This window comes from Nonomuraea sp. ATR24 (assembly GCF_041950485.1).
Taxonomy (GTDB): Bacteria; Actinomycetota; Actinomycetes; order Streptosporangiales; family Streptosporangiaceae; genus Nonomuraea; species Nonomuraea ceibae.
Map to the genome: position 1 here is coordinate 1 of NZ_JBGNUU010000027.1, position 26,302 is coordinate 26,302.

The 26,302-nt window shown below is 72.0% G+C and carries 24 protein-coding genes; 8 read left to right on the forward strand and 16 right to left on the reverse strand.

The window, feature by feature from the left end; all coding sequences use genetic code 11:
- Positions 1–386 precede the first annotated feature (386 nt).
- Positions 387–1,433: an AI-2E family transporter gene (locus ACBI99_RS40080; RefSeq protein WP_357590343.1), complete on the forward strand. Its 1,047-nt coding sequence runs from the start codon at positions 387–389 to the stop codon at positions 1,431–1,433.
- A 13-nt stretch (positions 1,434–1,446) separates the two neighbouring features.
- Here ACBI99_RS40080 and ACBI99_RS40085 read toward each other — a convergent pair whose 3' ends face one another.
- Genes ACBI99_RS40085 through ACBI99_RS40120 form a run of 8 tightly spaced genes read right to left on the reverse strand, consistent with a single transcriptional unit; the run spans position 1,447 to position 8,608 of the window.
- Positions 1,447–2,133: a DUF6597 domain-containing transcriptional factor gene (locus ACBI99_RS40085; protein ID WP_357590345.1), complete on the reverse strand. Its 687-nt coding sequence runs from the start codon at positions 2,131–2,133 to the stop codon at positions 1,447–1,449.
- 33 nt (positions 2,134–2,166) lie between these two features.
- Positions 2,167–3,012: a hypothetical protein gene (locus ACBI99_RS40090; RefSeq protein ID WP_219517223.1), complete on the reverse strand. Its 846-nt coding sequence runs from the start codon at positions 3,010–3,012 to the stop codon at positions 2,167–2,169.
- Positions 3,013–3,065: 53 nt separating this feature from the next.
- The gene (locus ACBI99_RS40095) at positions 3,066–4,238 is read right to left on the reverse strand and encodes an ABC transporter permease (RefSeq protein ID WP_375074885.1); all 1,173 of its coding nucleotides are present in this window, start codon (positions 4,236–4,238) and stop codon (positions 3,066–3,068) included.
- A 20-nt stretch (positions 4,239–4,258) separates the two neighbouring features.
- Positions 4,259–4,921 carry an ABC transporter ATP-binding protein gene (locus tag ACBI99_RS40100; protein WP_308126161.1) on the reverse strand — a complete coding sequence of 221 codons (663 nt, stop codon included), beginning with the start codon at positions 4,919–4,921 and terminating at the stop codon, positions 4,259–4,261.
- On the reverse strand, positions 4,921–5,994 hold the full coding sequence (locus ACBI99_RS40105) for a peptidoglycan-binding protein (protein ID WP_375074850.1): 1,074 nt from the start codon (positions 5,992–5,994) through the stop codon (positions 4,921–4,923). Before ACBI99_RS40105 ends, ACBI99_RS40100 begins: the two co-directional genes overlap by 1 nt.
- 5 nt (positions 5,995–5,999) lie before the next feature.
- Positions 6,000–6,515, reverse strand: a complete 516-nt coding sequence (locus ACBI99_RS40110) for a hypothetical protein (protein WP_375074851.1) — start codon at positions 6,513–6,515, stop codon at positions 6,000–6,002.
- A 24-nt stretch (positions 6,516–6,539) separates the two neighbouring features.
- Positions 6,540–7,931, reverse strand: a complete 1,392-nt coding sequence (locus tag ACBI99_RS40115) for a sensor histidine kinase (protein ID WP_375074852.1) — start codon at positions 7,929–7,931, stop codon at positions 6,540–6,542.
- Positions 7,928–8,608 carry a response regulator transcription factor gene (locus tag ACBI99_RS40120; protein WP_219517227.1) on the reverse strand — a complete coding sequence of 227 codons (681 nt, stop codon included), beginning with the start codon at positions 8,606–8,608 and terminating at the stop codon, positions 7,928–7,930. Before ACBI99_RS40120 ends, ACBI99_RS40115 begins: the two co-directional genes overlap by 4 nt.
- A 324-nt stretch (positions 8,609–8,932) precedes the next feature.
- On the opposite strand from ACBI99_RS40120, the gene erm reads away from it, so the two are divergent.
- Positions 8,933–9,655, forward strand: coding sequence for an ErmE/ErmH/ErmO/ErmR family 23S rRNA (adenine(2058)-N(6))-methyltransferase (gene erm, locus ACBI99_RS40125; RefSeq protein ID WP_375074886.1), 723 nt, complete (start codon positions 8,933–8,935; stop codon positions 9,653–9,655).
- Here erm and ACBI99_RS40130 read toward each other — a convergent pair.
- Positions 9,630–11,012 carry a hypothetical protein gene (locus tag ACBI99_RS40130; protein ID WP_375074853.1) on the reverse strand — a complete coding sequence of 461 codons (1,383 nt, stop codon included), beginning with the start codon at positions 11,010–11,012 and terminating at the stop codon, positions 9,630–9,632. The genes erm and ACBI99_RS40130 overlap by 26 nt on opposite strands.
- Before the next feature lie 106 nt (positions 11,013–11,118).
- Here ACBI99_RS40130 and ACBI99_RS40135 point away from each other — a divergent pair, with 106 nt between their 5' ends.
- Complete coding sequence (locus ACBI99_RS40135; protein ID WP_357590359.1) at positions 11,119–12,738, forward strand: molybdopterin-dependent oxidoreductase; 1,620 nt, start codon at positions 11,119–11,121, stop codon at positions 12,736–12,738.
- Positions 12,739–12,741: 3 nt separating this feature from the next.
- On the opposite strand, the gene ACBI99_RS40140 is transcribed toward ACBI99_RS40135, so the two are convergent.
- The 5 genes from ACBI99_RS40140 to ACBI99_RS40160 form a co-directional block, all read right to left on the reverse strand.
- Positions 12,742–14,538 carry a chitinase gene (locus ACBI99_RS40140; RefSeq protein WP_219517233.1) on the reverse strand — a complete coding sequence of 599 codons (1,797 nt, stop codon included), beginning with the start codon at positions 14,536–14,538 and terminating at the stop codon, positions 12,742–12,744.
- Between the two features lie 77 nt (positions 14,539–14,615).
- On the reverse strand, positions 14,616–16,064 hold the full coding sequence (locus tag ACBI99_RS40145; RefSeq protein WP_375074854.1) for a carbohydrate-binding protein: 1,449 nt from the start codon (positions 16,062–16,064) through the stop codon (positions 14,616–14,618).
- Positions 16,061–17,635 carry a chitinase gene (locus ACBI99_RS40150; protein WP_375074855.1) on the reverse strand — a complete coding sequence of 525 codons (1,575 nt, stop codon included), beginning with the start codon at positions 17,633–17,635 and terminating at the stop codon, positions 16,061–16,063. Before ACBI99_RS40150 ends, ACBI99_RS40145 begins: the two co-directional genes overlap by 4 nt.
- 242 nt (positions 17,636–17,877) lie before the next feature.
- Positions 17,878–19,704: a M14 family zinc carboxypeptidase gene (locus tag ACBI99_RS40155; RefSeq protein WP_375074856.1), complete on the reverse strand. Its 1,827-nt coding sequence runs from the start codon at positions 19,702–19,704 to the stop codon at positions 17,878–17,880.
- 70 nt (positions 19,705–19,774) lie between these two features.
- A complete protein-coding gene (locus ACBI99_RS40160) occupies positions 19,775–20,461 on the reverse strand; it encodes a nitroreductase family protein (protein ID WP_219517240.1) in 687 nt (228 codons plus the stop codon).
- Positions 20,462–20,555: 94 nt separating this feature from the next.
- Between ACBI99_RS40160 and ACBI99_RS40165 the strand changes: the two genes are divergently transcribed.
- The 4 genes from ACBI99_RS40165 (at position 20,556) to ACBI99_RS40180 (ending at position 23,113) form a co-directional block, all read left to right on the forward strand.
- Complete coding sequence (locus ACBI99_RS40165) at positions 20,556–21,044, forward strand: Lrp/AsnC family transcriptional regulator (protein ID WP_375074857.1); 489 nt, start codon at positions 20,556–20,558, stop codon at positions 21,042–21,044.
- Between the two features lie 71 nt (positions 21,045–21,115).
- Complete coding sequence (locus ACBI99_RS40170) at positions 21,116–21,508, forward strand: hypothetical protein (protein ID WP_375074858.1); 393 nt, start codon at positions 21,116–21,118, stop codon at positions 21,506–21,508.
- Between the two features lie 55 nt (positions 21,509–21,563).
- Positions 21,564–22,217 carry a leucine efflux protein LeuE gene (leuE, locus tag ACBI99_RS40175; RefSeq protein ID WP_375074859.1) on the forward strand — a complete coding sequence of 218 codons (654 nt, stop codon included), beginning with the start codon at positions 21,564–21,566 and terminating at the stop codon, positions 22,215–22,217.
- Between the two features lie 269 nt (positions 22,218–22,486).
- Positions 22,487–23,113 (forward strand): VC0807 family protein, encoded by a 627-nt coding sequence (locus tag ACBI99_RS40180; RefSeq protein ID WP_375074860.1) that lies wholly within the window; start codon positions 22,487–22,489, stop codon positions 23,111–23,113.
- Here ACBI99_RS40180 and ACBI99_RS40185 read toward each other — a convergent pair.
- Positions 23,021–24,001: a hypothetical protein gene (locus ACBI99_RS40185; RefSeq protein ID WP_375074861.1), complete on the reverse strand. Its 981-nt coding sequence runs from the start codon at positions 23,999–24,001 to the stop codon at positions 23,021–23,023. The genes ACBI99_RS40180 and ACBI99_RS40185 overlap by 93 nt on opposite strands.
- A gap of 159 nt (positions 24,002–24,160) precedes the next feature.
- A complete protein-coding gene (locus ACBI99_RS40190) occupies positions 24,161–25,294 on the reverse strand; it encodes a sensor histidine kinase (protein ID WP_375074862.1) in 1,134 nt (377 codons plus the stop codon).
- 383 nt (positions 25,295–25,677) lie between these two features.
- On the opposite strand from ACBI99_RS40190, the gene ACBI99_RS40195 reads away from it, so the two are divergent.
- Positions 25,678–26,295 (forward strand): DedA family protein, encoded by a 618-nt coding sequence (locus ACBI99_RS40195; protein WP_357590372.1) that lies wholly within the window; start codon positions 25,678–25,680, stop codon positions 26,293–26,295.
- Positions 26,296–26,302: the final 7 nt, after the last annotated feature.

Sequence of the window (26,302 nt, forward strand, 5' to 3'; positions counted from 1 at the left end):
ACTGGCTTTTGACACACTGTTGAGTTCTCAAGAAACGGACGCTTGCTCCCCAGTCCTGCGAGAGGCGCTCATTTCGTTGTGTCTTAATTCTTTCAGCCGTTCAAGTCTCTGTCAAATTGACCGGACTCGCTCGACCTGCGGGAATTTCGACCGCCCCGTCTCCGGAGCAACCCTTCTAACTTACTCCGAACTCCGACTCTTGTCGAATCGGCGCCCCGTGGACGTGAAGCATCCACGGACCGGAGGTGGTTGGAGGAGGTGCCCTGGGCGAGTCCGGTGATCACACCGTCCTCGCGGGACTGGTGAACTCTATGTACGGCTCCCGCAACCGTCAAATCGGCGGCGCGCGGCGGTGTGTTCCCAAGGGCAGGGGTAGGAACCCCCGCGTGAATGATCAGCCGGTGCCCAGAGCGCTCATCGTCCTGATGGGGATCGCCGGCGCGGTGATCGCACTGTTCGGGATCCGCGAAGTGGCCTCCATCGCCGGGCCGGTCATCCTGGCCCTGGTTCTCGTCATCGCGGTGTCACCACTGCGCGGGTGGCTCGCCCGGCACGGCGCGCCCGTCTGGATCCAGGTGGCGGTGCCGTTCCTCATCCTCGTGCTGGTGCTGCTCGGGATGGCCGCGGTGCTGACGGTGTCGGCGGTGCAGCTCACCACCCTGATCAGCTCGTACGCGGGGAAGTTCAGCCAGTTGCTGGGCGACGCCGAACGGTTCGCGGTCGCGCACGGCATCAGCGACGCGCAGATCGACCGCGCCTTCGACAGCTTCGACCCCGAGCGGCTGCTCGGCATCGCGCAGAGCCTGCTGGGCGGCGTGATCGGGGTGCTGTCGAGCCTGTTCCTCATCGTGGTGCTGCTGCTGGCGATGTGCCTGGACGCGCCGATCACCTCGCGCATCCTCGCGGCGGGCGAGGGGCGCCGGCGGGGGCTGGTGATCGCGCTGGCCGGGTTCACCCACAAGACGCGCCGCTACCTGATCGTCTCGACGGTGTTCGGGCTGCTCAACGCCGTGCTGGACGTCATCGCGCTCACGCTCATCGGGGTGCCGCTGCCGCTCCTGTGGGGGGTGCTGGCGATGATCGGCATGTACATCCCCAACATCGGCTTCGTGCTGAGCCTGATCCCGCCCGCGCTGCTGGCGCTGCTGCACGGCGGGGTGAAGGAGATGCTGCTGGTCGTCGCCGCCTACGGGGCCATCAACGTGGTGACGCAGTCGTTCATCCTGCCCAAGTTCCTCGGCGACGCGGTGGGGCTGTCGACGACGATGACGTTCCTGTCGCTGATCCTGTGGACGTTCGTGCTGGGGCCGCTGGGCGCGATCCTCGCGATCCCGCTGAGCCTGCTGGTCAGGGCGCTGCTGATCGACAGCGACCCGCGGGCGGAGTGGGCGGGGGCGCTCATCTCCAGCAAGCCCGCGAGCCTCCCCCGGTAGCCCGGTAGAACTGTCAGCCGGTGGGCACCAGGCGGCGCAGCGTGACGCCGCTCAGCCGCTTGACGTCGTTGGCCAGGTGGGCCTGGTCGGCGTAGCCGGCGCGGGCGGCGACGTCGGCGAGCGGGACCCCGGCCCGGGTCAGCCTGAGCGCGCGCTGGAACCGTACGACGCGTTGGAGGGTCTTGGGCGCGTAGCCGAAGCCGGTCAGGGAGCGGCGGTGGAGCTGGCGGACGCTGAGCCCGAGGTCCCACGCCGTCTCGGCGACCGTGCGGCCGGTGCGCAGGCGGGCGGCGATGGCGGGGACGGACGGGTCGGGGGCGGCGGTGCGGCGCAGCCGCGTCTGCACCACCGCGAGCAGCACCCGGAGGGGGTCGTCCGGCGGGTCGGCGGGCAGCCCGGCGAGGGCGTCGAGCGCGGCGGCCGGGACGCGCTGGTCGCGCAGCTCCGACAGCGGCACGCCGAACACGTCGCCGGCGGCGCCCGGCTTGAAGCGGACGCCGGCGAACCGGTCGCCGGCCCGCATCGCGACCGGGGCGGGCCGGGTGTCGGGCCCGGCCACGAACGGCCCTCGGGGGCCCCAGATCAGGTCGACGCAGCCGTCGGGCACCACCAGCTGTGCCCGGTCGTCCTCGCTGGCCTGCCGCCACAGGCAGGCCACGCGATCGGCAAGGGCCGGCTCCGGAGCCCGTTCCGCGTACATGCCCCCAGGCTACGCACGGGCACCGACAGAACTTCAGAGGCGTCCGTACGCCCGCAGGGTGTTGAGGTTGGCCACCGTGATGTAGCCGCCCCACTCGTGCCGCACCAGCGGCGTCCACATCTCCCAGTTGGGCGCCCAGCCGCCCTCGTCGTCCTGGTCGCGCAGCATCACGTCCAGGTGGCGCTCCAGCACGGCGGCCTCGAACAGGGGCAGCGTGAGCGGCTCCGGCGCGAAGTCGAGCGGGTAGTGCACGTGGCCGGGCTGGTCGGGTTCGAGGGAGACCGCCGCCAGCAGCGCGGGCTTGAGCCGGGTGAACTCGGCGAGCGCCCGCTCCCTGTCGGGTACGTGTTCGAGGAAGGTGAGCACGGCGCGCGCCTCGTACTGCTCGGCCTTGTCGGTGATCCGGGCGATCCGCGACCAGCAGAAGGCGGTGGCGGGGCCGAGCCACGGGTGGGTGACGCCGTGCTTGTGGAGCAGGCCCGCGAGCGGGGCGGTGGGGTTGAGGTCGGCGGGCGGGTCGTCGGGCGTCTGCCACCAGGGGGCGCGCGGCTCGCCGGTGGGCAGCATGAACGGGACACCGCCCTCGGGGGTGCTGACGGCGGCGAGGTAGTCGCAGGCGGCGGCCACCATCGGGTCGCCGAACGCGTCGAGCTCGTCCAGCAGCCGGAAGGCGACCTCGACGGGCTGCGGCTGGCTGCCCGCGCCGCGCAGGTCGGGCTCCAGCGCGTGGCCGAAGCCGCCGTCGGGGTTCTGGTAGGCGCGCAGCGCGCCGGCCACCCGCTCGCGCGAGCCGCCGGCGAACAGCGCCTCGAACCTGAGCCTGTCGATGAGTCTGGCGTGCAGCCGCAGGTAGCCGGCCGCACGGTCGAGAACGTCCATGCGGCCGACGGTACGCCACCGGCCGCATGGTTCTCTTGTACGAATCGGCCTCGTCAGGGAGCGGCCAGCGCTTCCGTGGGGGACATGCGGGCGGCGCGGACCGCCGGGTAGAAGCCGGCGACGCCGCCGATGACGAGCGTGGCCAGCACTCCCCCGGCCATCGCCCACGCGGGCACGGTCGCGGGCCAGCCCTGGAGGCTCGCGTAGGCGGCGGTGACGAGGATGCCGAGCGCCACGCCGCCGACGCCGCCGACGGCCGACAGCAGCAGCGACTCGGCGAGGAACTGCAGCCTGATCTGGCCCCGGGTGGCGCCGAGCGAGCGGCGCAGGCCGATCTCCGCGCGGCGTTCGAGCACCGAGATGACCATCGTGTTGGCCACGCCGACGCCGCCGACCAGGAGGGCGACCCCGCCGAGGCCGAGCAGGAGGGCGTTGAGCGTGGCGTCGGTGGCCTGCTTGGCGGCGAGCACGTCCGACGGCCTGGACACCTCGACCTCGTTCGGCGCCCGCGGGTTGGCGGTGGCGGCGAGCACGTCGCGCACCGCGGTCACCGACGGCTCGCCGGCCCTGGCGTAGATCGTGGTCGGGTAGCCGTCGAAGTCCAGCCGCTCCTCGGCGACGGGCCAGCCGACCAGGGCCGCGGTGTCGAGCTCGGGGGCAAGCGGGACGTGGGCGAGCACGCCGACGACCGTGAACCACTGACCGCCGAGCCGGACCCGCTGGTCGGGGCCGGCCTGGACGACGCCGAGCCGGTCGGCGGCCTTGGCGCCGAGCACGACGGCCGGGTAGCGGTGGGTGGCCTCGTTGAGCCAGACGCCGGTGGTGAGGGCGGCGTTCACGTCCGCGGGCAGGTCGAGGCGGGCTGCCAGGACGGAGATGCTGCCCGACTCGCTCTCCGGGATGTGCTCGTTGCGGTAGACCTTGGCCGGGGTGCGGCCGGTGGCGGTGACCGAGGTGACCGGGCCTATCTGGCCGATCATGCCTTCGGCCTCGGCGGGCAGGTGGGCGTCGGCGCCGAAGAGCGTCTGGCCGGGGGCGACGGTGAGCAGGTTGGTGCCGAGCGCGGCGAGCTGCCGGTTCAGGTCCTCCCGGCTGGAGGCGGAGATGCCGACGACGCCGAGCATGGCGGCGATGCCGATGGCGATGCCGAGCGCCGACAGGAACACGCGCAGCGGTCTGGCGCGCAGGCCGGAGCCGCCCGTCCTGATCACGTCGCGGGGGCGCATGCGGGGGCTTTCCAGGACGTTCACCGGCGTGCCCCGTCGAGCATCCGGCCGTCGAGCATCTCCACCTGGCGGGGCAGCGAGGCGGCGATGTCGCGGTCGTGGGTGATGACGACGACGGTGGTGCCCGTGGCGTTGAGCTCGCGCAGCAGGTCCATGACGCCGGCGCCGGAGCGGGAGTCGAGGTTGCCGGTGGGCTCGTCGGCCAGCAGCAGGCCCGGGTCGCCGACGACGGCGCGGGCGATGGCGACGCGCTGCCGTTCGCCGCCGGACAGCTCGTGCGGGCGGTGGCCGAGCCGGTGGCCGAGCCCGACGCGCTCCAGCGCCTCGGCGGCCCGGTCGCGGCGTTCGCGCAGCGCGGGCCCGTTGTAGAGCAGGCCGTCGGCGACGTTGTCCAGTGCCGGGACCCCGGCGGCCAGGTGGAACTGCTGGAAGACGAAGCCGATGACGTTGGCGCGCAGGGCCGACAGCTGCCTGTCGCCGAGCGTGCCGACGTCGTGCCCGGCGATGCGGACGGTGCCGGCGGAGGGCCGGTCCAGGGTGCCGAGCATGTTGAGCATGGTCGACTTGCCGGACCCGGACGGCCCGACGATGCCGACGAGCTCGCCGTGCCCGATGCTCATGGTGACGCCGCGCAGGGCGGCGACGTCGCCGTACTCCTTGCGCACGTCGGTCAGCTCGGCGATCACGTGGGCACCGCCACGGTGACGCCCTCGGCGATGCCGGTGACCTCGACCTGGCCGTCGGCGAACATGCCGGTCTCCACGGCGGCGTAGCGGGTGGCGGGGCCCTCGACGACCTGGACGCCGTAGCCGCCCTCGGCGAGGGCGACCAGGGCGCCGACGGGGACGGCCAGGACGTTCTCGCGCTGCCGGGCGACGACGGTGACCTCGACGGGGGCGCTGTCGTAGGTCTTCTTCAGCCCGGACACCGACACCTCGACCTCGACCGTGGTCGCGGTGTCGTCTGCGTCGCCGCTCTGTTCGGCGACGCGGCCGACGGCGGTGACCTCGCCGTCGACCTCGGTGCCGTCGGGCAGCTCGACGGTGGCGGACATGCCCTTGCGCACCAGGTGGCTGTCGGCCACGTCGAGGTCGACGAGCACCCGGCGGGCAGTGCCCGTGGCGGTGAGGACGGGGCCGGCCGCGCTGTCGCCGAGCGCCTTCTTGAGCTCGGCGACGCGCAGGGGGCCGCCGGCCACGACGACGTCGCCGGGCTCGACGCGGCCGGTGACGTCGAGGCCGAGGTCCTCCTGCCAGTTCTCGACGGCCTCGCGGGTGGCCCAGGTGTAGGCGTCGTCGACGTCGAACCCGGTGTAGCCGAGCTTGGCCAGGTTGCGTTCCAGGAGCTTGACGTCGGCGCCCTCGACGCCGTCCTGGAGGGTGCGGTAGAGGGGCATGGCGCCGTAGAGGAGGGGGCGGCGGTCGGCGTCGACGCTGTAGACGGCGCGGCCCCGGGTGATGGTGGCGCCCTCGGCGGGCAGCCAGGTGATCGTGCCCTGCGCCTTGGCGGTGACGGTCGTGGCGGGGCCGTGGCCGAGGGCGCCGTCGACGGTCTTGGTCTCGGTGAGGGTGGTCCTGGTGACGGTGGCGGTGGCGGGCGGGGTGCGGACGGCGGCGGCCGGGCCGGTGGCGTCGCCGCCGAAGCCGAGCGCGGCGGCCGTGACGGCGGCGGCGAGCAGGGCGGCGCCGGCGGTCCAGGCGACCGGGCGCACCAGTGACCGCCGGGGCCGCGACAGGGGTTCCGGTGTGCGGGCCATCCCGGTCACTTCCGCCTCCCGTTGCGGGGCAGCCGGTCCTGGCACGTGTCCATCGCCTTCCGGAACGCGGGGTCCTCCGGGTCGATCCGGCCGTCGGCCTTGAGCCTGAGGCCGCTGCCCGGCTCCGGGTCCGGCATGTCCACGCCGTTGTCGCGCATGCACTTGGCGTAGGCGCGCATCCGCTCCTCGTCCTCGGGGGTGAGCTCGCCGCGGTCCTTGAACGGGGCCAGCGATCGGCAGGCGGCCATGGCCTTCTCGAACTCCGCCTTGCCCGCCTGGGCCTTGCCGAGCACGCGCACGTTCCCGCCCGGCTCGGGGTCGGGCATGTCGACGCCGTGCTCGCGCATGCACGCGGCGAACTTCCTGCCCTGCTCCTCCGGGTCCGTCGTGGCGGCCGGGGAGGCGGAGGCCGTCGGCGCGGCCGAGGCGCTCGACACCGAGGCGACGCCGGTGGCGGGCTGCTGCGTCCCGCATCCCGCGGCCAGCGCGAGCAGGGCCGCGGTGAGAAGTGTTCGTCTCATGCCCCCGACGGTGCCGGGTGCGGATCAGAGCGGGCTGGGAGCCGCCTGGGAACCAGGTAGGAGCACCGAGAACGTGGCGCCCCGGCCCGGCGCGGTGTCGACGTCCACGCTGCCGCCGTGGGCGCGCACGATGGCGGCGACGATGGCCAGGCCCAGTCCGTTGCCGCCGTCGGACCTGGATCTGCCCTGGCTGATCCGGTAGAGGCGGTCGAACAGGTGGGGGACGTGCTCGGGCGCGATGCCGGGGCCGGTGTCGGCGACCTCCAGCACGGCCCGCCCGGCCCGGCTGCCGACGCGGACGGTGACGGCGGCCTCGGGCGGGGTGTGGGTGAGGGCGTTGCCGATGAGGTTGGCCGCGACCTGCCGCAGCCGGGCCTCGTCGCCCAGGGCGGAGACGGGGGCCAGCGCGCCGCCCAGGCCGGCCAGCCTGACCTGCCGGTCGGGGACGCGGGCGCGGGCGTCACGGATGGAGTCGGCGGCCACCGCCAGCAGGTCGACCGGCTTCCGGTCCAGCGGCCGTTCCTCGTCGAGCTGGGCGAGCGTGAGCAGGTCGTTGACCAGGACGCTCATCCTGGCGGCCTCGTCCTCGATGCGGCCCATCATCTCGCCGGTGTCGCCGCCGCCCCGGCGGTAGAGCTCGGCGAAGCCGCGTACGGAGGTGAGGGGGGTGCGCAGCTCGTGGGAGGCGTCGGCGAGGAAGCGACGCATGCGGGCCTCGGAGGCGGTGCGGGCGGCGATCTCCGACTCGACGCGGTCGAGCATGACGTTCATGGCGGCGCCGAGGCGGCCGGCCTCGGTGTGCGGGTCGGGGGCGGGCACGCGGCTGGCGAAGTCGCCCCGGGTGATGTGGCCGGCCGTGCGCTCCATGCGGGTCAGGGGGCGCAGGCCGAGGCGTACCAGGGCGTCGCCGGCGAGGCCGAGCAGGAGCAGCACGAGCGCGCTGACGGCGGTGGCGATGGCGATGCTGGAGGTCCTGACCTGCTCGGCCTCGGCGAGCGACTGGGCGACCACCCACACGGTGCCGTCGGGCGACGGGGTGACGAGCACCCGCCAGGACGCGCCGGTGGTGCCGGGCACGGTGTACGGGGCGCCCACCCGCAACGTCTCGATCGCGGGGCCGGGGCTGCCCGCGCCGGGCGTCTGGGCGATGATGCTGCCGTCGGCGGCGAAGACGAGGATACGGAGCTGGCTGGCGAACCGTTTGGCCAGCACGCCGCTCTTCACGACCGCCCCCGTGGGCTGGACCCGCTCCCCGCTGATCTTGCTGAGGCCGGTGAGCTCCTTGTCCACCCGGCCGACCATGGTGTTGTGCAGCAGCGTGATGCCGAACACGTTGGCCAGCACGAGCGCGACCGCGGTGAGGGCGAGGACGGCCATGACGAGGCGGGTGCGCAGCGTCCAGGTGGCGGGCCTCACCGGGGCGTCCTGAGCGTGTAGCCGAAGCCGCGCACGGTGTGGATGAGCTGCGGCTCCCACCGGTCGATCTTCTTGCGCAGGTAGTAGACGTACGACTCGACGATGCTGGAGTCTCCGTCGAAGTCGTAGCGCCAGACGCTGTCGAGGATCTGCGCCTTGCTGACGACGCGGCCGGCGTTGGCCATCAGATACTGCAGCAGGTTGAACTCGGTGGGCGACAGCTCGACCGGGACGCCGCCGCGCCGCACCTCGTGGGCGGCAGCGTCGAGCTCCAGGTCGGCGTAGCGCAGGACGTCGTCCGGCGGGGCCGGGGTGCGGCTGCGGCGCAGGATGGCGCGGATCCGCAGCACGACCTCCTCCAGGCTGAACGGCTTGGTCACGTAGTCGTCGGCGCCGAGCGTCAGCCCGCGCACCCGGTCCTCGACGGCGTCGCGGGCGGTCAGGAACAGCACCGGGACGCGCTCGCCGAGCCGCCCGGCGACCTCGAACCCGTCGATGTCCGCCAGCATGACGTCGAGCACCACCAGGTCGGGGTCGAACTCGCGGGCGGCCGCCACCGCCTCGGCGCCGGTCTCGGCGGTCCTGACCTCGAAGGAGACCAGGCGCAGCGTTTGCGAGAGCAGGGCGCGGATGTTGGGTTCGTCGTCGACGACGAGCACCCTGGCCGGACGGTCCATAAGCCAAGGAATACCTCAGGGACTTCAATGCCAGCTCAAAGCGGATTTAATCGGTTGCCGCGCCGGGGCGGCTCTTCCTAGCATCAGCCGCATGTTCGGCACCGTCTACATGCGCATGCGCCGCAGCCGGCCTCTGGCCCGCTAGCGGACGACTGAGCGCGTCCGCGGCGCGCCCGGGGCCCTTCGAGCCTCCCATCGACTCGAAGACCCGAGAGGGCGAAAGCTGTGGCGCAGAACTTCGCGCACGGAAACTATTCACACACCCAGAAGAAGGCCAGGAGCTCCGGCGGCGGCCGCACGCCCCGGGATCGGGCGCGGCGCGAGCTGTCGCAGAACTTCCTGGTCGACAGGCATGCCCTGGAGCTGGTGGTCAAGGCCGCCGCACCGGCCGGGCCCGTCCTGGAGCCCGGGGCGGGCGAAGGCGCGCTCACGCTGGCGCTGGCCGAGGCCGGGGCCCAGGTCACGGCCTACGAGATCGACCCCCGGCTGGCCGGCAGGCTGGCCTCCCGGACGCGCGACGATCCGCGGATCGACGTGGTCCGGGGCGACTTCACGGCGGCCCGCGCGCCACGCGAGCCGTTCGCGGTCGTGGGCAACATCCCTTACGCGGTCACGTCGAGGATCGTCGACTGGTGCCTGCGGGCGCCGGGGCTGACCTCGGCGACCCTGCTCACCCAGCGGGAGTACGCCCGTAAACGCACGGGCGACTACGGCCGCTGGAGCCTGGTCACGGTCGAGTCATGGCCGTGGTTCGACTGGCGGCTGGGCGAGCGGGTCGGCCGGAAGAGCTTCCGGCCGGTCCCGTCGGTCGACTCGGCGATCCTGCGCGTCGAGCGCAGGCCGGAGCCGCTGGCCGGCTCGCGCCGCGACTATCAGGCGCTGGTCGAGCTGGGCTTCAGCGGGGTGGGCGGGTCGCTGCGCGCCTCGCTGCGGACGCGCTACGAGGGCGTGGACGCGGCGCTCGCCGCCGCGGGCGTGGCCCGCGACACCGTGGTCGGGTACGTGCGACCCGACCAGTGGATCACCCTGTACGACCGGCTGAGGTGAGGCCGCCCGGGCCCGCCGGAGTGGCGGGCCCGGTCAGGCCGGGCGCCTGCGGCTTGCGCCGGCCCCACGGCATGGCCAGCAGCAGCACCGGCAGCAGCACAATCGAGGCCCGCGACCAGTCGGCGTGCAGCACGCCCCACGCCTCGCCCCTGTACTGCGTCATGTAGATGTAGCCGTAGGCCGACCAGAGCGAGACGCCGAGGATCGCCGGCCAGGCGAACCGGGTCGGCCTGGCGACCAGGAACGGCATGAACCACAGCAGGTACTGGGCGCCGAGCCGGGGCGTGACGACCATGAAGATGAGCAGGATCGCGATCGTCATGTCGATCGGGTCGGCGCGCCGCCAGACCAGGATCGCGGCCACCACGCACGCGTAGATCAGGTAGGTGCCGAACGTCGCCAGGTCGGGCCGCAGGTCCCAGTGGCCGCCGGTGAAGTGCGGGGTCCAGCCCCACTCGCCGACGATCGGGCGGATCGACTGGATGGTGCGGATGACCTCGGGGATCTGGTCGAACGCGGTGCCGGCGAACACCGGCAGCGTCACCAGGAAGAACAGCGGCACCGCGCCGGTCGTGAACAGCGCCACGATCCGGGAGCGCAGGTGGGGCAGCAGCAGCAGGAAGCCCGGGATCAGCCAGATGGGCCAGCTCTTGGCGCACAGGGCGAGCCCCATGAGGACGCCGGCCAGCGCGGCCCGCTTGAGGTCGGCGCGGTCCGTGGGGCCGGGCCGCAGCGCCTGGAGCACCATGCGCGGCAGCACCCGCAGCCCGCCTTCGGAGACGGCCTGGCGCACCCGGCCGACGGCGGCGTCGGTGACGCCCACCCGGTGCGGCGAGCCGGGGCCGCGCGCGACGACGAACGCGGCCACGCCGAACACCAGCGCCACCGGCTCGACCTGCCCGTGGATGGAGGCGACCAGCAGGGCCAGCGGGTTGAGCGCGTACTGGAAGGCGCGCAGCGACGCCTTCGGGCCGCCGGCGAGCTTGGCCACGAGCGGGATCAGCACGATGTCGGCGACCACGGTGACCAGGCGGCCGGCGTAGTCCCACGGGATGCCGAGCCAGAGCAGGATGCCGTAGACGTAGGGGATCGTGGGCAGGAAGTGCCAGCCGCCGTTGCTGGCCAGCACCGGATCCTCGCCGCGCAGCACGGCCTCGCCGGCCGGGCGGAAGCTGTTGACGTAGTCGACCGGCTGCCACTGGGTGTCGGTCGCCGCTGTGAAGAGCAGCAGGACCCGCACCGCGATCCCGACGAGGATCGCGACGAGCAGGGACGGCCGCCAGTCTCGCCACTGGGCGATCAGGGCGAGGACGACACCGGTGACGAGGACGACCCCCGTGAGGACTGCGTGTTCCATGGCGGAATCTAGAGTGCCGTACGCGCCCGCATGCTGCCACATTCTTATCCCCGACATGCCGGGTCGTACGGCGTCAGAACATGACTGTCTGTGCTGAACTTTTTCCATGGGGGGATCGCAGGTCAACCAGGCGCTGGTCAGGCTCTATTTCGAGGCACGGGAGGGGCCGGGGGACCCGGTGGCCGCCTGGGCGGAACTCACAGCCAACTCGGAGGTTTACCGCCGGGCGCGCGGCGGGCGGCGGGTCCCGCTGGACGACGGCACGGCCGCCGAGCTGGCCGCCGCCGCGATCGTGCACACCGCGTCCGAGCACGGCGCGGACCAGGTGGCGGCGCTGGCGACGGCGCCGCTGGCCGGGCTGGTGGCGGGGCTCGGCGGCGCGGTGCTGACCGAGCAGTCGAACGCGCCCGCGCAGATGCTCGGGCCGGGCTATCGCGGGCCGCGCCCGGAGGACTGGGCGCGCGCGTCGTACGTGCTGCTGTGGGGTGAGAACAACCGGACCGTACGCTCCCCCGATACCCCGTGGGTGATCGCCGGGCGCTACAAGGGGCAGAAGGTGGTGGCGATCGGCCCGCACCCGACGCGCCTGTCGGACGAGACGGTGGTGGTGCGGCCGGGCGCCGACGGGGCGCTGGCCATGGCGGTCGGGCACGTGCTGCTCAAGGAGTTCTACCTGGACCGGCCCGCGTTCGCCGCGCAGGCGCTGGCGGGCACCGACCTGCCGCTGCTGGTGCGGCTGCGCGAGCGCGGCGGCGCGCTGGTGCCGGGCGGGCTGCACGGGGGCTCGGCGGGGCGGCTGAGCCTGTACGGCGAGGAGGGGGCCGCCGGCGTCGAGGTGGCGCTGCCGCGGTTCGACGCGGGCCCGGACGTGCTGCGGCGCGGGGTGCCGGCGGCGTCCGAGGGCGGGCAGCTGGTGACGACGGTGTTCGACCTGCTGCTGGCGGTGTACGGGGTGGCCAGGCCGGGGCTGCCGGGCCGGTGGCCGTCGGGGTACGACGACCGGGACGAGCCGTACACGCCGGGCTGGCAGGAGGCGTGCACGGGCGTGGCCGCGTCGCGGGCGCTGAAGATCGCGCGCGAGCTGGGGGTGACGGCGGAGAAGACGGGCGGGCGGTGCATGGTGGTGCCCGGCCGGCTGGAGACGCCGCACGCCGACACGGCCTACCGGGCGATGCTGGCGCTGCTGGTGCTGACCGGGTGCCGCGAGGGGTGGGCGCAGCCGGCGGGCGGGACGGACATCCCGCTGGTGCCGTACCTGTGCCTGCACGCCTGTGGCGAGGACCGGGCGGACGTGGGGGCGCTGAGCTGGGCGCTCGGCGACGGGCTGTTCGAGCGGCGGACGGCGCGGTCGATGCTGCTGGAGGCGGTGGGCGACGGGCTGCCGATGGCGCCGCCGCCCCGCGTGCTCTGCCTGCCGAGGTGGATCTACCCGCTGCCGCCCGAGGTGGACCTGCTGATCGGGCCGGACGACCGGTGCGACCTGGCGCCGCCCGACCCCGGCCTGGTCGCCGACGCGGTGGCCAAGCTGTCGGCCGGGCACGCCGGTCACCCGGGTCATGCCGGTCATGCGGGCCACGCCGGGCGGCCGGACGTGCCGGAGCCCGGCGGGCGGCGGATGCGGCTGCTGATCGACCACGCCTGGATGCACGAGTACGGCGAGGCCCTGCCCGTCTACCGCCCGCCGGGCGCCGGCCTGCCGATCAAGCCGACGCACCTGGTGCGGTGAGCCCTACTGGCGGTCCAGGTAGGCCCGGTGGCTGCGGGAGAACTCGTAACCGTTGTACTTGTCCCAGTTGATGGACCAGGTCATCAGGCCGCGCAGCCCCGGGTAGACCCCGCGCGGCTTGTACGGCCCGCAGTTCGTGCCCTTGGACAGGCAGTCGAACGCCTTCTGCACCTCCCCGACCGTGGTGAAGCCGTTGCCGGCGTTGGGCGAGGCGGGCAGGCCGATGGCGACCTTCTCCGGCGGCAGCGCCGGGAACACGTTGGCCGCGTTGCCCATGATGGGGAAGCCGGCCAGCAGCATGTCCGTCATGGCCACGTGGAAGTCGTGGCCGCCCATCGTGTGGTACTGGTTGTCGAGCCCGGTGATCGGCCCGGAGTTGTAGTCCTGCACGTGCAGCAGGGTCAGGTCGTCGCGCATGGCGTGGATGACCGGCAGGTAGGAGGCGCTCCTGCGGTCGGCCGTGCCGTTCGGCCCGGGGCCGTAGAACTGGTAGCCGAGCTGGACGAAGAACGTCTCCGGGGCCATCGTCAGCACGAAGTCTGACCCGTACCTGCTCTTGAGGGTCTTGAGCGCCTGGATGAGGTTGACGATCACCGGGGTGGTGGGGTTGGCGAGGCTGGTGTCGCCCTGGTTGAGGTAGAGGGAGTGGCCCTCGAAGTCGATGTCGAGGCCGTCGAGGCCGTAGCGGTCGATGATGGCGCTGACCGACTGGACGAACTTGTCGCGGGCGGCCGTGGTGGTGAGCTGGACCTGGCCGTTCTGGCCGCCGATGGAGATCAGCACCTTCTTGCCCTGGGCCTGCTTGGCGTCGATGGCGGCGATGAAGTCGGCCTCGGACTCGACGTTGGGGCACTCGGCCACCGGGCACTGGCTGAAGCGGATGTCGCCGGAGGTCACCGAGGTGGGCTCGCCGAAGGCCAGGTTGATGATGTCCCATTCGGCGGGGACGTCGCTCATGCGGATGTAGCCGGAGCCGTTGGCGAACGAGGCGTGCAGGTAGCCGACCATGACCCGTTCGGGCAGGTCGCCGCCGTCGCCGCCGCCCACCGTGGTGGTGCCGGTCACCTCGCCGGTGTACGGGGAGCAGTTGCCGGCGGCGTCGCAGGCGCGGACCTTGAAGCGGTAGGCCGTCTGGGGGGTCAGGCCGGTGGCCGTGTGGGTGGTGCCGGTCGTGGCGGCGGGGGCGCCGCCGTTGCGTGAGACCTCGTAGCGGGCGACGCTCCCGGAGTTGTCGGTCGAGGCACTCCAGGTGGCGGTGAGGCTCGTGCTGGTGGCGTTGCCGACGGCGAGGTTGCCGGGCGTGCTCGGCGCCTCGGTGTCGGGCTGGCCGCCGGGGCCGTCGAGGATCACGTCGTCGAGCACGTACGCGCCGGTGCCGTACCAGCCGTTGACGTGGATGGCGACGCTGGTGGTGGTCGCGCCGGTGGTGAAGGAGGTCTTCAGCTGCTGCCACTGGGCGCCGGGCTGGCCCCAGGTGCTGGCGTTCACCCCGGTGCCGGTCGCGCCCAGGAAGACGTAGCCGCCCTGGACCCAGGCGGAGAGCTGGTAGGCGGTGCTGGGCTGGACGGTGATCGTCTGCTGGCAGCGGGCGAAGTCGGCGCCGGCGGGGGTGCCGCGGACGGCGCCGGCGCCGCCGTGCACCGGGGAGGAGACGGCCTCGGCCGACGAGCAGGTCCAGCCGGACAGGCCCGACTCGAAGCCGGGGTTCAGCACGATGTTCGCGGCCAGGGCGGAGGTGGGGTGGAGGGCGGTCAGGCCCAGCGCGAGGGCGGCCGCCGCCGCGAACCCTCGGAACTTCATGGTGATCCTTCCTTGTCTGGCATGAGAAGGGAGGGCGCCGGCAGGTGTGGCGCCCTCCCCCGTCGATCACCTGCCGGTCAGAAGCCGGCGGTGGTCTTCGTGAACTCCCACTCCGTCTGGGCGATGCCGCTGCAGTGAGCGGTGACGCCGCCGCCCGGGCAGGGGCGGTCGCGATTGACGGCCCAGTAGGCGAGCCTGGTCAGGCCCTTGGACAGGGCCCAGTCGCGGATCTGCGTCCAGATCGCCGGCGAGGTCAGCTCCTGCTGGTCGGACAGGCCGTTCATGCCGGAGATGCCCATGTGCGCGTACGCCTGCGCGTCGGTCCAGCCGTAGGCGTTCTTGAGCGCGGTCTTCAGGCCCTCGGAGGCGTTGACCGTGTCCTGGTACATGTTGGAGCCGCCGAAGTCGAACGGCATGATCGTGAAGTTGTCGATCGGCACGCCCAGGGCCTTGGCCTGGTTGATCAGCCGGACGCCGTGGGCGTTGGGGCCGGTCCTGGTGGTGCCGAAGGTGACCACGATCTTGACGTTCGGGTTGTTCTGCTTGACGATCTTGAGGCCGTTCAGGATGCGGTCCTGGACGGTGTAGTTCTCGAACTCGTCGGTGTTCTCGATGTCGAAGTCCACCACGGCGGGCCCGACGGCGTTGATGACCTGCTGCACCGCGCCGGCGAACGCCTGCGGCGTGGAGCAGTTCGGGCCGAGCTTGTTGCCCGACCAGCCGCCGAAGGACACCTGGACGCTGCCGCCCTTGGACTTGATCGTGGAGATCGCCTGGGCGTCGGCGCCGCCGGTCAGCGGCCGGTTGCCGTCCCACGCCGGGTTGCAGCCGCCGCTGGCCAGGATGAAGGCCATGGTGAACGACTTGACGCCGGTGGCGTCCATGACGGTGCCCGGGTTCGGCGGGCTGCCCCAGCCCATGTAGAGGTAGGGCGCGCCGGGCATCCTGGTCGGGTCCGGCTGGCCGGGGCCGTCGGGCGTGGTGACGGTGACCGCGTTGCTGGCGGCCGACACGTTGCCGGCGGCGTCGCGGGCCCGGACCGTGTAGGTGTAGGAGGTGTTCGGGGTGCGGCCGGTGTCGGTGAACGACGTGCCCGTCGCGGTCGACACCAGCGTGCTGCCCCGGTAGACGTCGTAGCCGCTGACGGCCACGTTGTCCGTGGAGGCGTTCCAGGCCAGCGAGACGCTGGTCGTGGTGGTGCCGGTCGATCGCAGGTTGGCCGGCACCGACGGCGCCTGGGTGTCGTTGCCGCCTCCGGTGGCCGTCTTCCACAGCGCGGGCACGTTCGGCGGCTCCCAGCCGGGCAGGGAGGTGTGGCTCTGGATCGCCTCGTAGTCGGCGCCGTTGTGGGTGACGCGGGTGCCGGCGGTGTAGGCCGTCCACGCGGCCCAGGCCGGGTAGGCGGCGATGGCGGCGCTCGTGGCGCTGCCGGTGGCGCCGTAGGCGGCCGGGCTGATCGCGGCCACCCCGGACGCGGTCAGCGCCGCTGAGGTGAGCAGGGCGAGGGACAGGCGACGGATTCTCATGGCATTCCCCGGAGGTGCGGCTTGACGGTCCTGGAGAAGTTCCAGTTGTGGCTGGCGTCCCAGTTGATGGACCAGGTCATCGCGCCCCGGATGCCCGGGTAGGCGCGCGGCGGCCGGAAGGTCCCGCAATTGGTCAGCTTGGCCAGGCAGTCGAGCGCCTGGTTGACGAGCGTGGGCGACACGATGCCGCCGCCCGCCGCACCCGGCCCGGCGGGCAGCCCCAGGGCCACCTGGTCAGGGCGCAGGCCGTTCTCCAGCTGGATGCAGGCGAGCGCGGTCATGAAGTTGACCGAGCCCTGCGAGTACGCCTGCGACTGGTCGCAGCCGAGCATGGAGCCGGAGTTGTAGAACTGCGTGTGGACGACGGTGAGGATGTCCTTGATGTTCAGCGCGAGCTTGAAGTACTCCATCCCGGTCGACTGCATGTCGATGGTCTGGGGGGCCATCGTGATGATGAGGTCCGCGCCGGCCTTGGCGCGCAGCGAGCGCAGGGCCTGGCCCATGTAGGTGGCGTTGAGGCCGTTCTCCAGGTCGATGTCGACGCCGTCGAACCCGTAGCTCTGCATGAGCCCGTACACCGAGTCGGCGAACCTGGTGGCGGCGGCCGCGCTGGCGACCTGCACCCGGCCGGCCTCGCCGCCGACGGACAGGATGACCTTCTTGCCGCGCTGCTGCAGCGCCCGCACGTCGGCCCTGAACTGGGCGTCGGTGTAGCCGCCGACGGCGGTGGCCAGGGCCGGGTCGAGCGAGAAGACGACCTCGCCGGCCGTGGAGGTGGCCTCGCCGAACGCGATCGCGATCAGGTCGTAGTCGTCCGGCACCTGGGAGAGCTTCAGCTCGGTGGCGGCGTTGACGAAGTTGTGCCAGTAGCCGGTGAGGAAGTGCTTGGGCAGCGGGCCGGGGTTGCCGGTGTCGCAGCCGGTCGTGGTGGCGGTGACGGGGTCGCTGGCCGCCGACTCACCCTGGTCGTTGTACGCCTTGACCGTGTAGGTGTGCGGCTCGCAGGTGCCCAGGCCGCTGATCGTGGCGCTGGTGGAGCTGACTGTGGCCTTGACAGCGGTGCCCTCGTAGACGCGGTAGCCGGTGACGGTTCCGCTGGAGGCGCCCCACGTCAGCGCGATGCTGTTGTCGGTGCTGGTGGCCTGGACGGCGCCGGGCTTGCCGGGCGCGCCGGGCTCGTTGTCGCCGCCGCCGCACGGCGCGCCGTTGAGCGTGCAGTTGGTGATGCCGGGAAAGTTGCCGGGCGTGCCGTTGAAGCCGAAGCTGGCGCTCGCCCCGGCGGCCAGGTTGCCTGCCCAGCTCGGGTTCGTGAACGTGTAGTGCTGGCCGTTCCTGGACATGTTGGCGTTCCAGGCGGACGGGATCGTGAAGCCGGCCGGCACGTCGAACTGGACGTTCCAGCCGTTCATGGCGGTGGTGGTGCCGTTGGTGATGGTCACCTTGCCTTCGAAGCCGGAGCCCCAGTCGGAGACCTTGGCGAAGGTGGCGGTGGCCGAGGCAGCCTGGGCGGGGAGCGCGATGAGGCTGACGGCGAGAGTCGCGAGGGCTACGAGGATGACGCGAGGTTTCACATGTCGTCCTTCTGGATGATGTGCCGTACGGCTCGCGCCGGGGGGTGAGAACGCGAGCCGTACGGCACAGCCCGCAGCGGCGAGGCGCGGGCTCCTGGGGGGGTGTCACGCGGGCCATGATTTCTTTTAGGAAAGTTTCCTAAGAGTTGCCGTGATCGTAGCTTTGACACCGTTGCCTTACAAGACCCAAAGCAGTTCCCAGGTTAAGGACGCCGATAATGCCCGAATCGGCCTTTCCGGTATTACGGCTGCTGGGTGATGCGGACGTCGTCCACAGCCGCCTCCACCAGGGAGGCGGTGCCCGCGTCGGCCGCTTCGACGACGATGCGGACCGTCTGCCCGGCGAAGGCGTTCAGGTTCGCGGTCGCCACGCTCCAGGCGGCGTCACGGTCGGTGGCCGCGCCCGCCTGGTTCACCACCGTGGCCGTGGTGGCGCCCACCACCCTGACCCGGAAGTAGTCCGCGCTCGACGCGTTCGAGCCGTGCGCGAGATACCAGGAAAGGGACAGGCCGAGCGTGCCCGAGGCCGGCAGCGTGATCGGCGGCGACTGGATCGACGTCACGCCGCCGTCGATGTCGTACGTCCCGGCCGAGCCGCCCAACCGGCCCGTCACCAGGTCGTTCGAGCCGCTGACCGTGGTGCCGAGCTGCTTGACGCCCGAGGAGTCGGTCTGCTCCGGGTCGCCGCGCTCCCACTGCCCGGCCGTCGCCGTGTCCGTGCCGCCCGGATTCGCCGTCCAGCCCGTGGCCGTCTCGAACGTGTCGGAGTAGACGGTCACCGGCGGGGTGCCGGTGCCGCAGTACTGGGACTCCTTGCCGATCACCCGGTAGACGCAGTCGGCGCTCTCCAGGAAGAGCAGCACCGCCTCCCGGTTGCGCGTCGTCTGCGGCACGATCTGCTCGTCCGGCGGGTAGAAGCCGGGGCTGGCGCCCCTCGGGTACATCTCGAAGGTGTAGCTGAAGATCTTGTAGACGCCCCACATCCAGTCGTTGATCGTGCCGTCGGTGATGTAGAGGTCACTGGACTGCTCGGGCGTGTAGCCGTTGCTGGCGGCCATGCTCTGCCCCAGCGTCGCGTGCGCGTCCCGGTCGTCCTGCGTCAGGCCCGGCGCCGTGTCGTTGTAGGTGTAGCCGTACGGCCACAGCACCAGCTCGCTGTAGGTGTGCCAGTCGAGGTGCGCCTTGATCTGCTGCACGCCGCCCACGACCCGGCCGCGCACCCAGTTCGCCGCCGCGCTCACCTCGGGCGCCGACTCGGCCGACGGGCCCCGGTACGTCTCGCTCGACGTCGAGCCGGACGAGCCGCCGCAGCAGCCCCACTGGTAGGCCCAGTTGCGGTTCAGGTCGGTGCCGACGGCCGAGGATCCGCTGTTCGGCTGCCTGTTCTTGCGCCAGGACCGGTAGCTGCCGGTGGCGATGTCGTACTCGCCGCCGTCCGGGTTGAGGTCCGGCATGATCCAGATCTCCCGCGTGTTCACCAGGTTCGTGATCCGCGAGTCCGTGCCGTACCCGTCGGTCAGCAGGTCCATCATGTAGAGGGCCATCTCGACGGTGAGGTGCTCGCGCGCGTGCTGGTGCGCGGTGAACAGCACCTCCGGCTCCGCCTCGTCCGTCCCGGCGTTGTCGCTGATCTTGACGCCCACGAGCTGCCGGCCCTGGTACGAGGTCCCGTACGTGAACGTGCTGACCAGCCCGGGATGGTCGGCCGCCAGGTCCTGGATGAACGCGATCATCTCCGCGTACGTGTGGTAGCCGGAGTCCGCGGGCGGGAAGTCAGCCACCCGCGCACGGGCCGGGGGTAACGGGCCGGGCGCCTCCGTCACCCGGTAGCCGAGCTTCCGGATCGCGGACACCTCGGCTTCCGTGGCGGTGACCAGGACCGAGTCCTTCGTCACCTCGTCGATCGCGGCCCCGGTCGCGGCGACCGCGCTGCGCTCCCGCGCGTCCGCCGGGCCCTGCACCCGGTACTGCTTGTTCGCCGGCGGCTCCGCGGTCGCTCCCGCCCCGGTCGCGCCGGTCAGGCAGATCAGACCCAGGACGGCGAGCAGGATGACTAATCGGCGTTTCACCTTCGTCCTCCCAGGCGCGTGGGCTCGGTGTTGACACGCGCCTGAACTGAGAGTGAAGACGACGGCCCGGCTAGGAAAGGCCCAAATCCGGCGGGAACGGCACCAGTGTCTCCTCCAGCGGCTTGCGCGCCAGGTCGGGCACCCGCACGCCGGGGGCCGCGTAGCCCACCGGGAACAGGATGTAGGGCCGCTCGCTGGCCGGGCGCTCGCAGATCTCCGTCAGGAACGCCATCGGGTTCGGCGTGTGCGTCAGCGTCGACAGGCCCATGGAGTGCAGCGCCGCGATGAACAGGCCGCAGGCGATGCCCACGCTCTCGTTGACGTAGTAGTGCTTGACGCGGGAGCCGTCGGGGCGGGCCCCGTACTTCTGCGCGAAGCACACCACCAGCCAGGGCGCCACCTCCAGGTAGCCCTTGTCGGAGTTCGTCTCCAGCGGGGCCAGCGCCTCGCGCCACTCCGGGGGCAGCCGGCCGCCCTCGTAGTTCTGGCGCTCCTCCACCTCGGCGGCCTCGCGGATGCGCTTCCTGGTCTCCCGGTCGCCGATCACCACGAACGTCCACGGCTGCTGGTGCGCGCCCGACGGCGCGGTCCCGGCCGCCCGCACGGCCAGCTCCACGGCCTCGTACGGGACCGGCTCGTCGCTGAACATGCGGACGCTGCGCCGGGAGTCGGCGAACGCGTAGAACTCCTCGCCGCGCCTGATCATCTCTTCGGGGGTGTAGCGGGGTGGGGCATAAGGGATGAAAGGGTGCTCCATGACCCCGCAGTCTCCGTACGCCTCGCTTCTGTGACAACAGGGGGCGGTCTATGCTGCACGTTTCGACACGAAATTTCGGCTTAAGGTGGCAAATATGCCAGCACGGCGCCACGGACTGGACGAACTGGACCTTCGACTGCTGCGCCTCCTCGCCGAGCGGCCCCGCGCCGGGCTCCTGGAGATCGCCCGCCTGCTCGGCGTCGCCCGCGGCACCGTCCAGGCGCGCCTCGACCGCCTCACCGCCGACGGCGTCGTGACCGGCTTCGGCCCTGTCCTCTCCCCCGCCGCCCTCGGCTACCCCGTCCAGGCGTTCACCACCCTGGAGGTCGAGCAGGCCGCCCGCGCGCACATCTCCGAAGCGCTCCACGCCATGCCCGAGCTCCTGGAAGCCCACATCGTCACCGGCCCCGGCGACGTCTGGTGCCGCATCGCCGGCCGCGACAACGAACACGTCCAGCAGGTCATCGACAGCATGCTCGCCATCCCGGGCGTCCGCCGCAGCACCACCGTCATCACCCTCTCCACCGTCGTCCCCCACCGCGTCCACCCCCTCGCCGCCCACCGACTCCCCGGAAACTCCTGAGCGAGGCACTTCACCTGGCACCGCCCGACAACGTCCCGGCGATCACGGACCGGTCCGAGGCGGCCAAGGACGTGGTGCTGGCGGCGTTCTCCGCCATCACGCACGGGACCTCACGCAGGGTGAATGTCATACTGGATGCGCTGGCAGCCGCCCTGGACACCATCGACAGCGACCATGCTGGATTCCTCGCCGAGTTCACCGAGGTGGGTCTCGGTGACACCAAGGCCCGACGACTTTGGAGAGAGCTGATGTCCACCAAGACGTACCGCTACCAGTCCGAGTACGCGCAGCAGCTCCGGGCCGAGGGCGAGGCGCGATCGGTGCTGAAGGTGCTGGAGCAGCGGGGGGTTCAGGTGCCCGATGCGGTGCGGGAGCGGGTGATGGCCTGTACGGACACCGACCTGCTCGACGAGCTGCTCGTGCGGTCGTTGAAAGTCAGCTCGGCGGAGGAGCTCTTCGGCTGAGTCCCGCCAGGCGATACCGTGATGTGTCACCACGTTTCACCTGGAGTGCAGCGGCATGTTCTTCGGTATCACCGACCTGTGGACCTACGTCATCGGCGCCTTCTTCATCATCCTGCTGCCGGGGCCCAACTCGCTGTTCGTGCTGACGCTGGCCGCGCAGCGGGGGGTGCGTGAGGGGTATCGGGCCGCGGCCGGGGTGTTCGTGGGCGACACGGTGCTCATGGCGCTGGCCGCCGTCGGGGCGGCCTCGCTGCTGAAGTCGTCGCCGCTGCTGTTCTCCGTCGTGAAGTACGCCGGCGCCGGCTACCTGGTGTGGATCGGGTTCCAGATGCTGCGCGGGGCGTGGCGGGCCTGGCGTGACCCGTCGCCCGCCGAGGCCGCGGCGGAGGTGCGGCCGGGGCGCGACCCCCGGCCGTTCCGCAAGGCGCTCGCCATCAGCCTGCTCAACCCGAAGGCCATCCTGTTCTTCATCTCGTTCTTCGTGCAGTTCGTGGACCCCGGCTACGCGACCCCGGCGCTGTCGTTCCTCATCCTGGGGGCGATCATCCAGGTGTTCAGCCTGCTCTACCTGACGGCGCTGATCTTCGGCGGGAGCTTCCTGGCGGCGCAGTTCCGCTCGCGCAGGCGGCTGAGCGCCGGGCTGACGTCGGGCGTGGGGGTGCTGTTCGTCGGGTTCGGGGCCAAGCTGGCCACGACGTCGCTCGGCTGAACTCTTTCCCAAGCGGTATGGCGGCTCCGACATGCGGTAACGGCCGGCCGTCCGATGGAACGCGGCAAAACAGGCCGTCGCGGCCCGGGACCTCAGGTACGGTAAGCCACCGGTAAGTGACCGGCAACCCGCCGGTGCGATCGTCTCAGGCGTCAGGGTGACCGCCAGGTGACATCGAGCGGCCCATCCGGCAAGCCTGCCAGCCCGTAAGCCCGGGTAGTGCCCCGGCCATCGGCCTATCAGCGGAGTCAGCGTTGAATCATCCACCCGTGACCCTGCCCCGTCTCACCGCCCTCGCCCGCCAGGCGGCGCCCCGGCTGCTCGAAGCCGTGGTGGCGCCGATGGCGGTGTTCTACCTGGCGATGGTCGTGCTGGGGCTGCAGTGGGCGCTCATCCTGACGTGCGCCTGGGTGTACGGGGGCGTGGCGTGGCGGCTGATCAGGCGGATCCCGGTGCCGGCGACGATGCTGCTGGCCGCCGCCGCGATCACGTTGCGCACGATCGTCGGCCTGTGGACCGGCAGCTGGATGTGGTACTTCATCCAGCCCGAACTCGGCACGATCTGCATCAGCATGGCCTTCCTCGCCTCCGTACGGCTCAACCGGCCGCTCGTGCAGAAGCTCACCCTCGACTACATCCACCTGCCGAACGCGGTGCTCAAGCACGAGCGGGTACGCCGCTTCTTCGCCAGGATCACGCTGCTGTGGGCGTTCGTGCTGCTGGCCAACTCGACGGTGAGCATCGCGCTGGCCGTGTACGAGTCGCTGGCGGGATCACTCGGCGGGTTCATGCTGCTGCGCACCTCAGCGGTGGCCGTGATGAGCGGCCTGGCGATCGCCGTCTCGGTCTTCGCCTTCAAGCGGGTGCTGCGGCGGCTGCACGTCGCCCACGGTTAGCCTCTCCACCAGCACGAATCCCCCGCACATCCCGATCACCAGCCCCGTCAGCGTGGTGAACAGCTCCACCAGCCCCGCCGCCGCCTCGATCTCGACGCCGAGCGGGCCGCCCACGATCATCACGATCAGCGCGTACATGCCCCAGCCGAACATCGCCCCCGAGCCCAGCCAGCCCGCCGCCAGCGGCTGCCAGAACGCCCTGCGCCCGCTCCCCCGCACGACGACCAGCAGCGCCGCCCCGGCCGCGATCGCCAGCCCGCCCTTCAGCACGCCCTGCGCGGCCGCCACCGCCGACAGCCCGCCGCCCAGTGCCCAGACGATCCGCGTCCCGCCGAGCAGCGCGACCACCAGCAGCGCGCCCCACCCGACGACGAGCTGGAACGGCTTGGTCGCCGGCGCGGGACCGTACCCGATCGGGGTGGAGAAGAGGGCGGGCCAGCGGTCGCGCGCGTACAGCACGAACGCCGTCAGCAGGCCCGCGCCCTGGCCGAAGAAACCGGTGTAGACGGCCAGGTAGACCCACGGCTCGATCGGGCCGCCGTTCGCGAACACCCCCACGCCCTCCAGCCCCAGGCCCAGCGGCGCGGTCATCATCACCACCGACAGCAGGCCCGTGCCCACCCACAGCGGCAGCAGCACCAGCCAGGCGGGCAGCCGCATCCCCCACCGCATCGTGAACGCCAGCGCCAGCACCAGGGCCACGGCGTCCATGCCGAACGTCAGCGCGTTCATGCCGAGCATGGTGGAGGTGCCCATGAGGTTCGGGTCCGTGACGCCCAGCGAACTGCCGGTCAGCCAGAGGATCTTGATGGTGAGGTAGGGAAGCATGGCGGCGATCGCCACGAGCGCCGCGGTGATCCGGCCGATTCCGGCCCTCGGAGTCGTCATACCCCGACCCTCCCCCGGCCCCGCCCCCCGCACCTCCCGCCCCCAGGGGACCCCCCTCCCCCCTCCGGGGGACCTGCCCCCCGCATGCGCCGGGCCGCTCGGCGGGGTCGTGGCCGGCGGGGTGCCGCTCGGCGGTGGGAGGTCGCGTACGGAGAAAGGTCAGGGGAGGGTGGCGGTCAGGATCCAGCCTTGGGGGGTGGGGCCGGCGGTGAGGGTGCCGTCGGCAAGGCGGACGCGTTCGCGGAGGCCGGCGAGGCCGAGGCCGCCGCCGATCGGGAGGGCGGGGCGGGGGCCGGTGGCGGGGCCGTTGCGGACGGTGACGCGGTGGGGGCCGATCTCGACGGTGACGGCGGCGCCCGGGGCGTGTTTGGCCGCGTTGGTGAGGCCTTCCTGGACGACGGCGTGGGCCAGCTCGGGGACGGGGCCGGTGACGTCGAGGGTGATGCGCATGCCGGAGGCGCGGGCGCGTTCGACCAGGGCGGTGACGTCCTCGTGGACGGGGACGAGCGGCGCGGTGTCGGCGTCGTCGCGGAGCACGCCGATGATCTGGTGGAGCCGTTCGGTGGCGTCGGCGGCGGCGAGGCGGAGTTCGCCGGCTGCCTTGACCTGGGCGGGGTCGAGGTTGGGCGACATTTCGAGCCCGGCGGCGCGCACGGCGATGAGGGCGAGGTCGTGGCCGAGGGAGTCGTGCATGTCGCGGGCGATCCTGGCGCGTTCGCGCAGGCGGGCCTGTTCGGCGGTGGAGTGGCGGGCCTGGGCGCGTTGCTGGAGGAGACGGCGGCGCAGGAGCCCGAGCAGGTACGGCACGGCGTAGGTGCCGGCGAGGCCGGAGGTCATGGTGACCCAGAGGGCGAGGGTGCCGCCTCTGGTCAGGACGAGGACGACGCCGATGCCGGTGGCGACGGCGGCCAGGGCGAGGGCGGGCCAGACGCGGGCCAGCCGCCGTCCGGTCAGGTACGCGTACCACATGACGAACGCCGAGACCGGCAGGAGCGGGAGGATCTTGACCCCGCTGGACGGCGGCGAGAGCCAGGTGAGGTCGCTGGTGGCGAAGCCTTCGCGGAAGTCCCACGGCCCGAACGGCAGCAGCAGCGCGACGGCGGCGAGCGGCCACGGCCGGCCGACGAGGACGACCACGCCCATCAGCGCGATGCGGGGCACGGTGACCAGGGCGAAGGCGGGCAGGCCGTCGAGCGGGTCGGGGCCCATGATGGAGACCGCGACGGACAGCAGGAACCAGAGGAGCACGTCCCGGATCACCTGTTGACGGTTCGCGCGGCGCAGTCGTTTCACGGGTCCGAAGCTACCGGCGGCGCACGACCGGCCGGTGCCGCCGATGGTCGGTTCGGGACCCTGACGAAAGTCAGGGGTGGTGCGCCGTCCCCCGGTTCGGGTGGGGCTAGCACCACCACAAAGGCGGATACCTCCACTCCTGTGCCGGGCTTCCTGAACCGGTTTGATCGAAGCAGGTCGCAGGCCGCCCCTGACGAAAGTCGGGGGTGGTGCATGCCGATCGGCCGATGTGCCGGCACCCGCGGGGTTCCTAGTTTCGGAGTGCGCTGGCCCTGACCCGGCTCGGGGAAGGGCCCGCGTTCGACCGGGGGCATCCCCGATGTCCCGTCGTCCCTCACGCCACCAGGCTTGAGAGCGCTCCTGACTGATCGGAGAACACACTGATGTCCCACACCATCCTGGAGTGGCTCCAGCAGGTGATGTCGTCACCGTGGCTGTACGTCGCGCTGTTCGCGCTGGCCCTGCTCGACGGGTTCTTCCCTGTCGTGCCGGCGGAGACCTCCGTCATCACGGCCGGGGTGTTCGCGGCGAGCGGGCAGACGAACCTGGCGCTGGTCATCGTGGTGGCGGCGCTCGGCGCGTTCTGCGGCGACCACATCTCCTACCTGCTGGGCCACAAGGGCGGCGGCAGGCTGCGGGAGCGCAAGGCGTTCGTGTGGGCGCGCGGCGCACTGGCCGAGCGTGGCGGGCTGGTGCTGGTCGTGGCCCGGTACATCCCGGGCGGGCGGACGGCGACGACGCTCACGATGGGCGCGGTGCGCTATCCGCTGCGGTCGTTCACGTTCTTCGACTCGATCGCGGCGGTCTCGTGGGGCGTCTACTCGGGGCTGATCGGGTTCTTCGGCGGGATGGCGTTCGAGAACGACCCGATCAAGGGTCTGCTGCTCGGCCTGGGCATCGCGCTGTCGGTCACGGCCGTCGTGGAGATCGTCCGGTGGGTCAGGAAGCGGCGCGCCATCAAGGCTTCTCCCGAGCGCCTTCCGGCGGACACGTCCGTTTGACCCTTTT

What these genes read in the sequence shown, in the direction of transcription:
- ACBI99_RS40085 (WP_357590345.1), bottom strand. Translation starts at nt 2,133, where the DNA reads ATGTACGCGGAACGGGCTCCGGAGCCGGCCCTTGCCGATCGCGTGGCC.
- ACBI99_RS40090 (WP_219517223.1), bottom strand. Translation starts at nt 3,012, where the DNA reads ATGGACGTTCTCGACCGTGCGGCCGGCTACCTGCGGCTGCACGCCAGA.
- ACBI99_RS40095 (WP_375074885.1), bottom strand. Translation starts at nt 4,238, where the DNA reads ATGCGCCCCCGCGACGTGATCAGGACGGGCGGCTCCGGCCTGCGCGCC.
- ACBI99_RS40105 (WP_375074850.1), bottom strand. Translation starts at nt 5,994, where the DNA reads ATGGCCCGCACACCGGAACCCCTGTCGCGGCCCCGGCGGTCACTGGTG.
- ACBI99_RS40110 (WP_375074851.1), bottom strand. Translation starts at nt 6,515, where the DNA reads ATGAGACGAACACTTCTCACCGCGGCCCTGCTCGCGCTGGCCGCGGGA.
- ACBI99_RS40120 (WP_219517227.1), bottom strand. Translation starts at nt 8,608, where the DNA reads ATGGACCGTCCGGCCAGGGTGCTCGTCGTCGACGACGAACCCAACATC.
- ACBI99_RS40130 (WP_375074853.1), bottom strand. Translation starts at nt 11,012, where the DNA reads ATGGAACACGCAGTCCTCACGGGGGTCGTCCTCGTCACCGGTGTCGTC.
- ACBI99_RS40135 (WP_357590359.1), top strand. Translation starts at nt 11,119, where the DNA reads ATGGGGGGATCGCAGGTCAACCAGGCGCTGGTCAGGCTCTATTTCGAG.
- ACBI99_RS40140 (WP_219517233.1), bottom strand. Translation starts at nt 14,538, where the DNA reads ATGAAGTTCCGAGGGTTCGCGGCGGCGGCCGCCCTCGCGCTGGGCCTG.
- ACBI99_RS40145 (WP_375074854.1), bottom strand. Translation starts at nt 16,064, where the DNA reads ATGAGAATCCGTCGCCTGTCCCTCGCCCTGCTCACCTCAGCGGCGCTG.
- ACBI99_RS40160 (WP_219517240.1), bottom strand. Translation starts at nt 20,461, where the DNA reads ATGGAGCACCCTTTCATCCCTTATGCCCCACCCCGCTACACCCCCGAA.
- ACBI99_RS40165 (WP_375074857.1), top strand. Translation starts at nt 20,556, where the DNA reads ATGCCAGCACGGCGCCACGGACTGGACGAACTGGACCTTCGACTGCTG.
- leuE (WP_375074859.1), top strand. Translation starts at nt 21,564, where the DNA reads ATGTTCTTCGGTATCACCGACCTGTGGACCTACGTCATCGGCGCCTTC.
- ACBI99_RS40185 (WP_375074861.1), bottom strand. Translation starts at nt 24,001, where the DNA reads ATGACGACTCCGAGGGCCGGAATCGGCCGGATCACCGCGGCGCTCGTG.
- ACBI99_RS40195 (WP_357590372.1), top strand. Translation starts at nt 25,678, where the DNA reads ATGTCCCACACCATCCTGGAGTGGCTCCAGCAGGTGATGTCGTCACCG.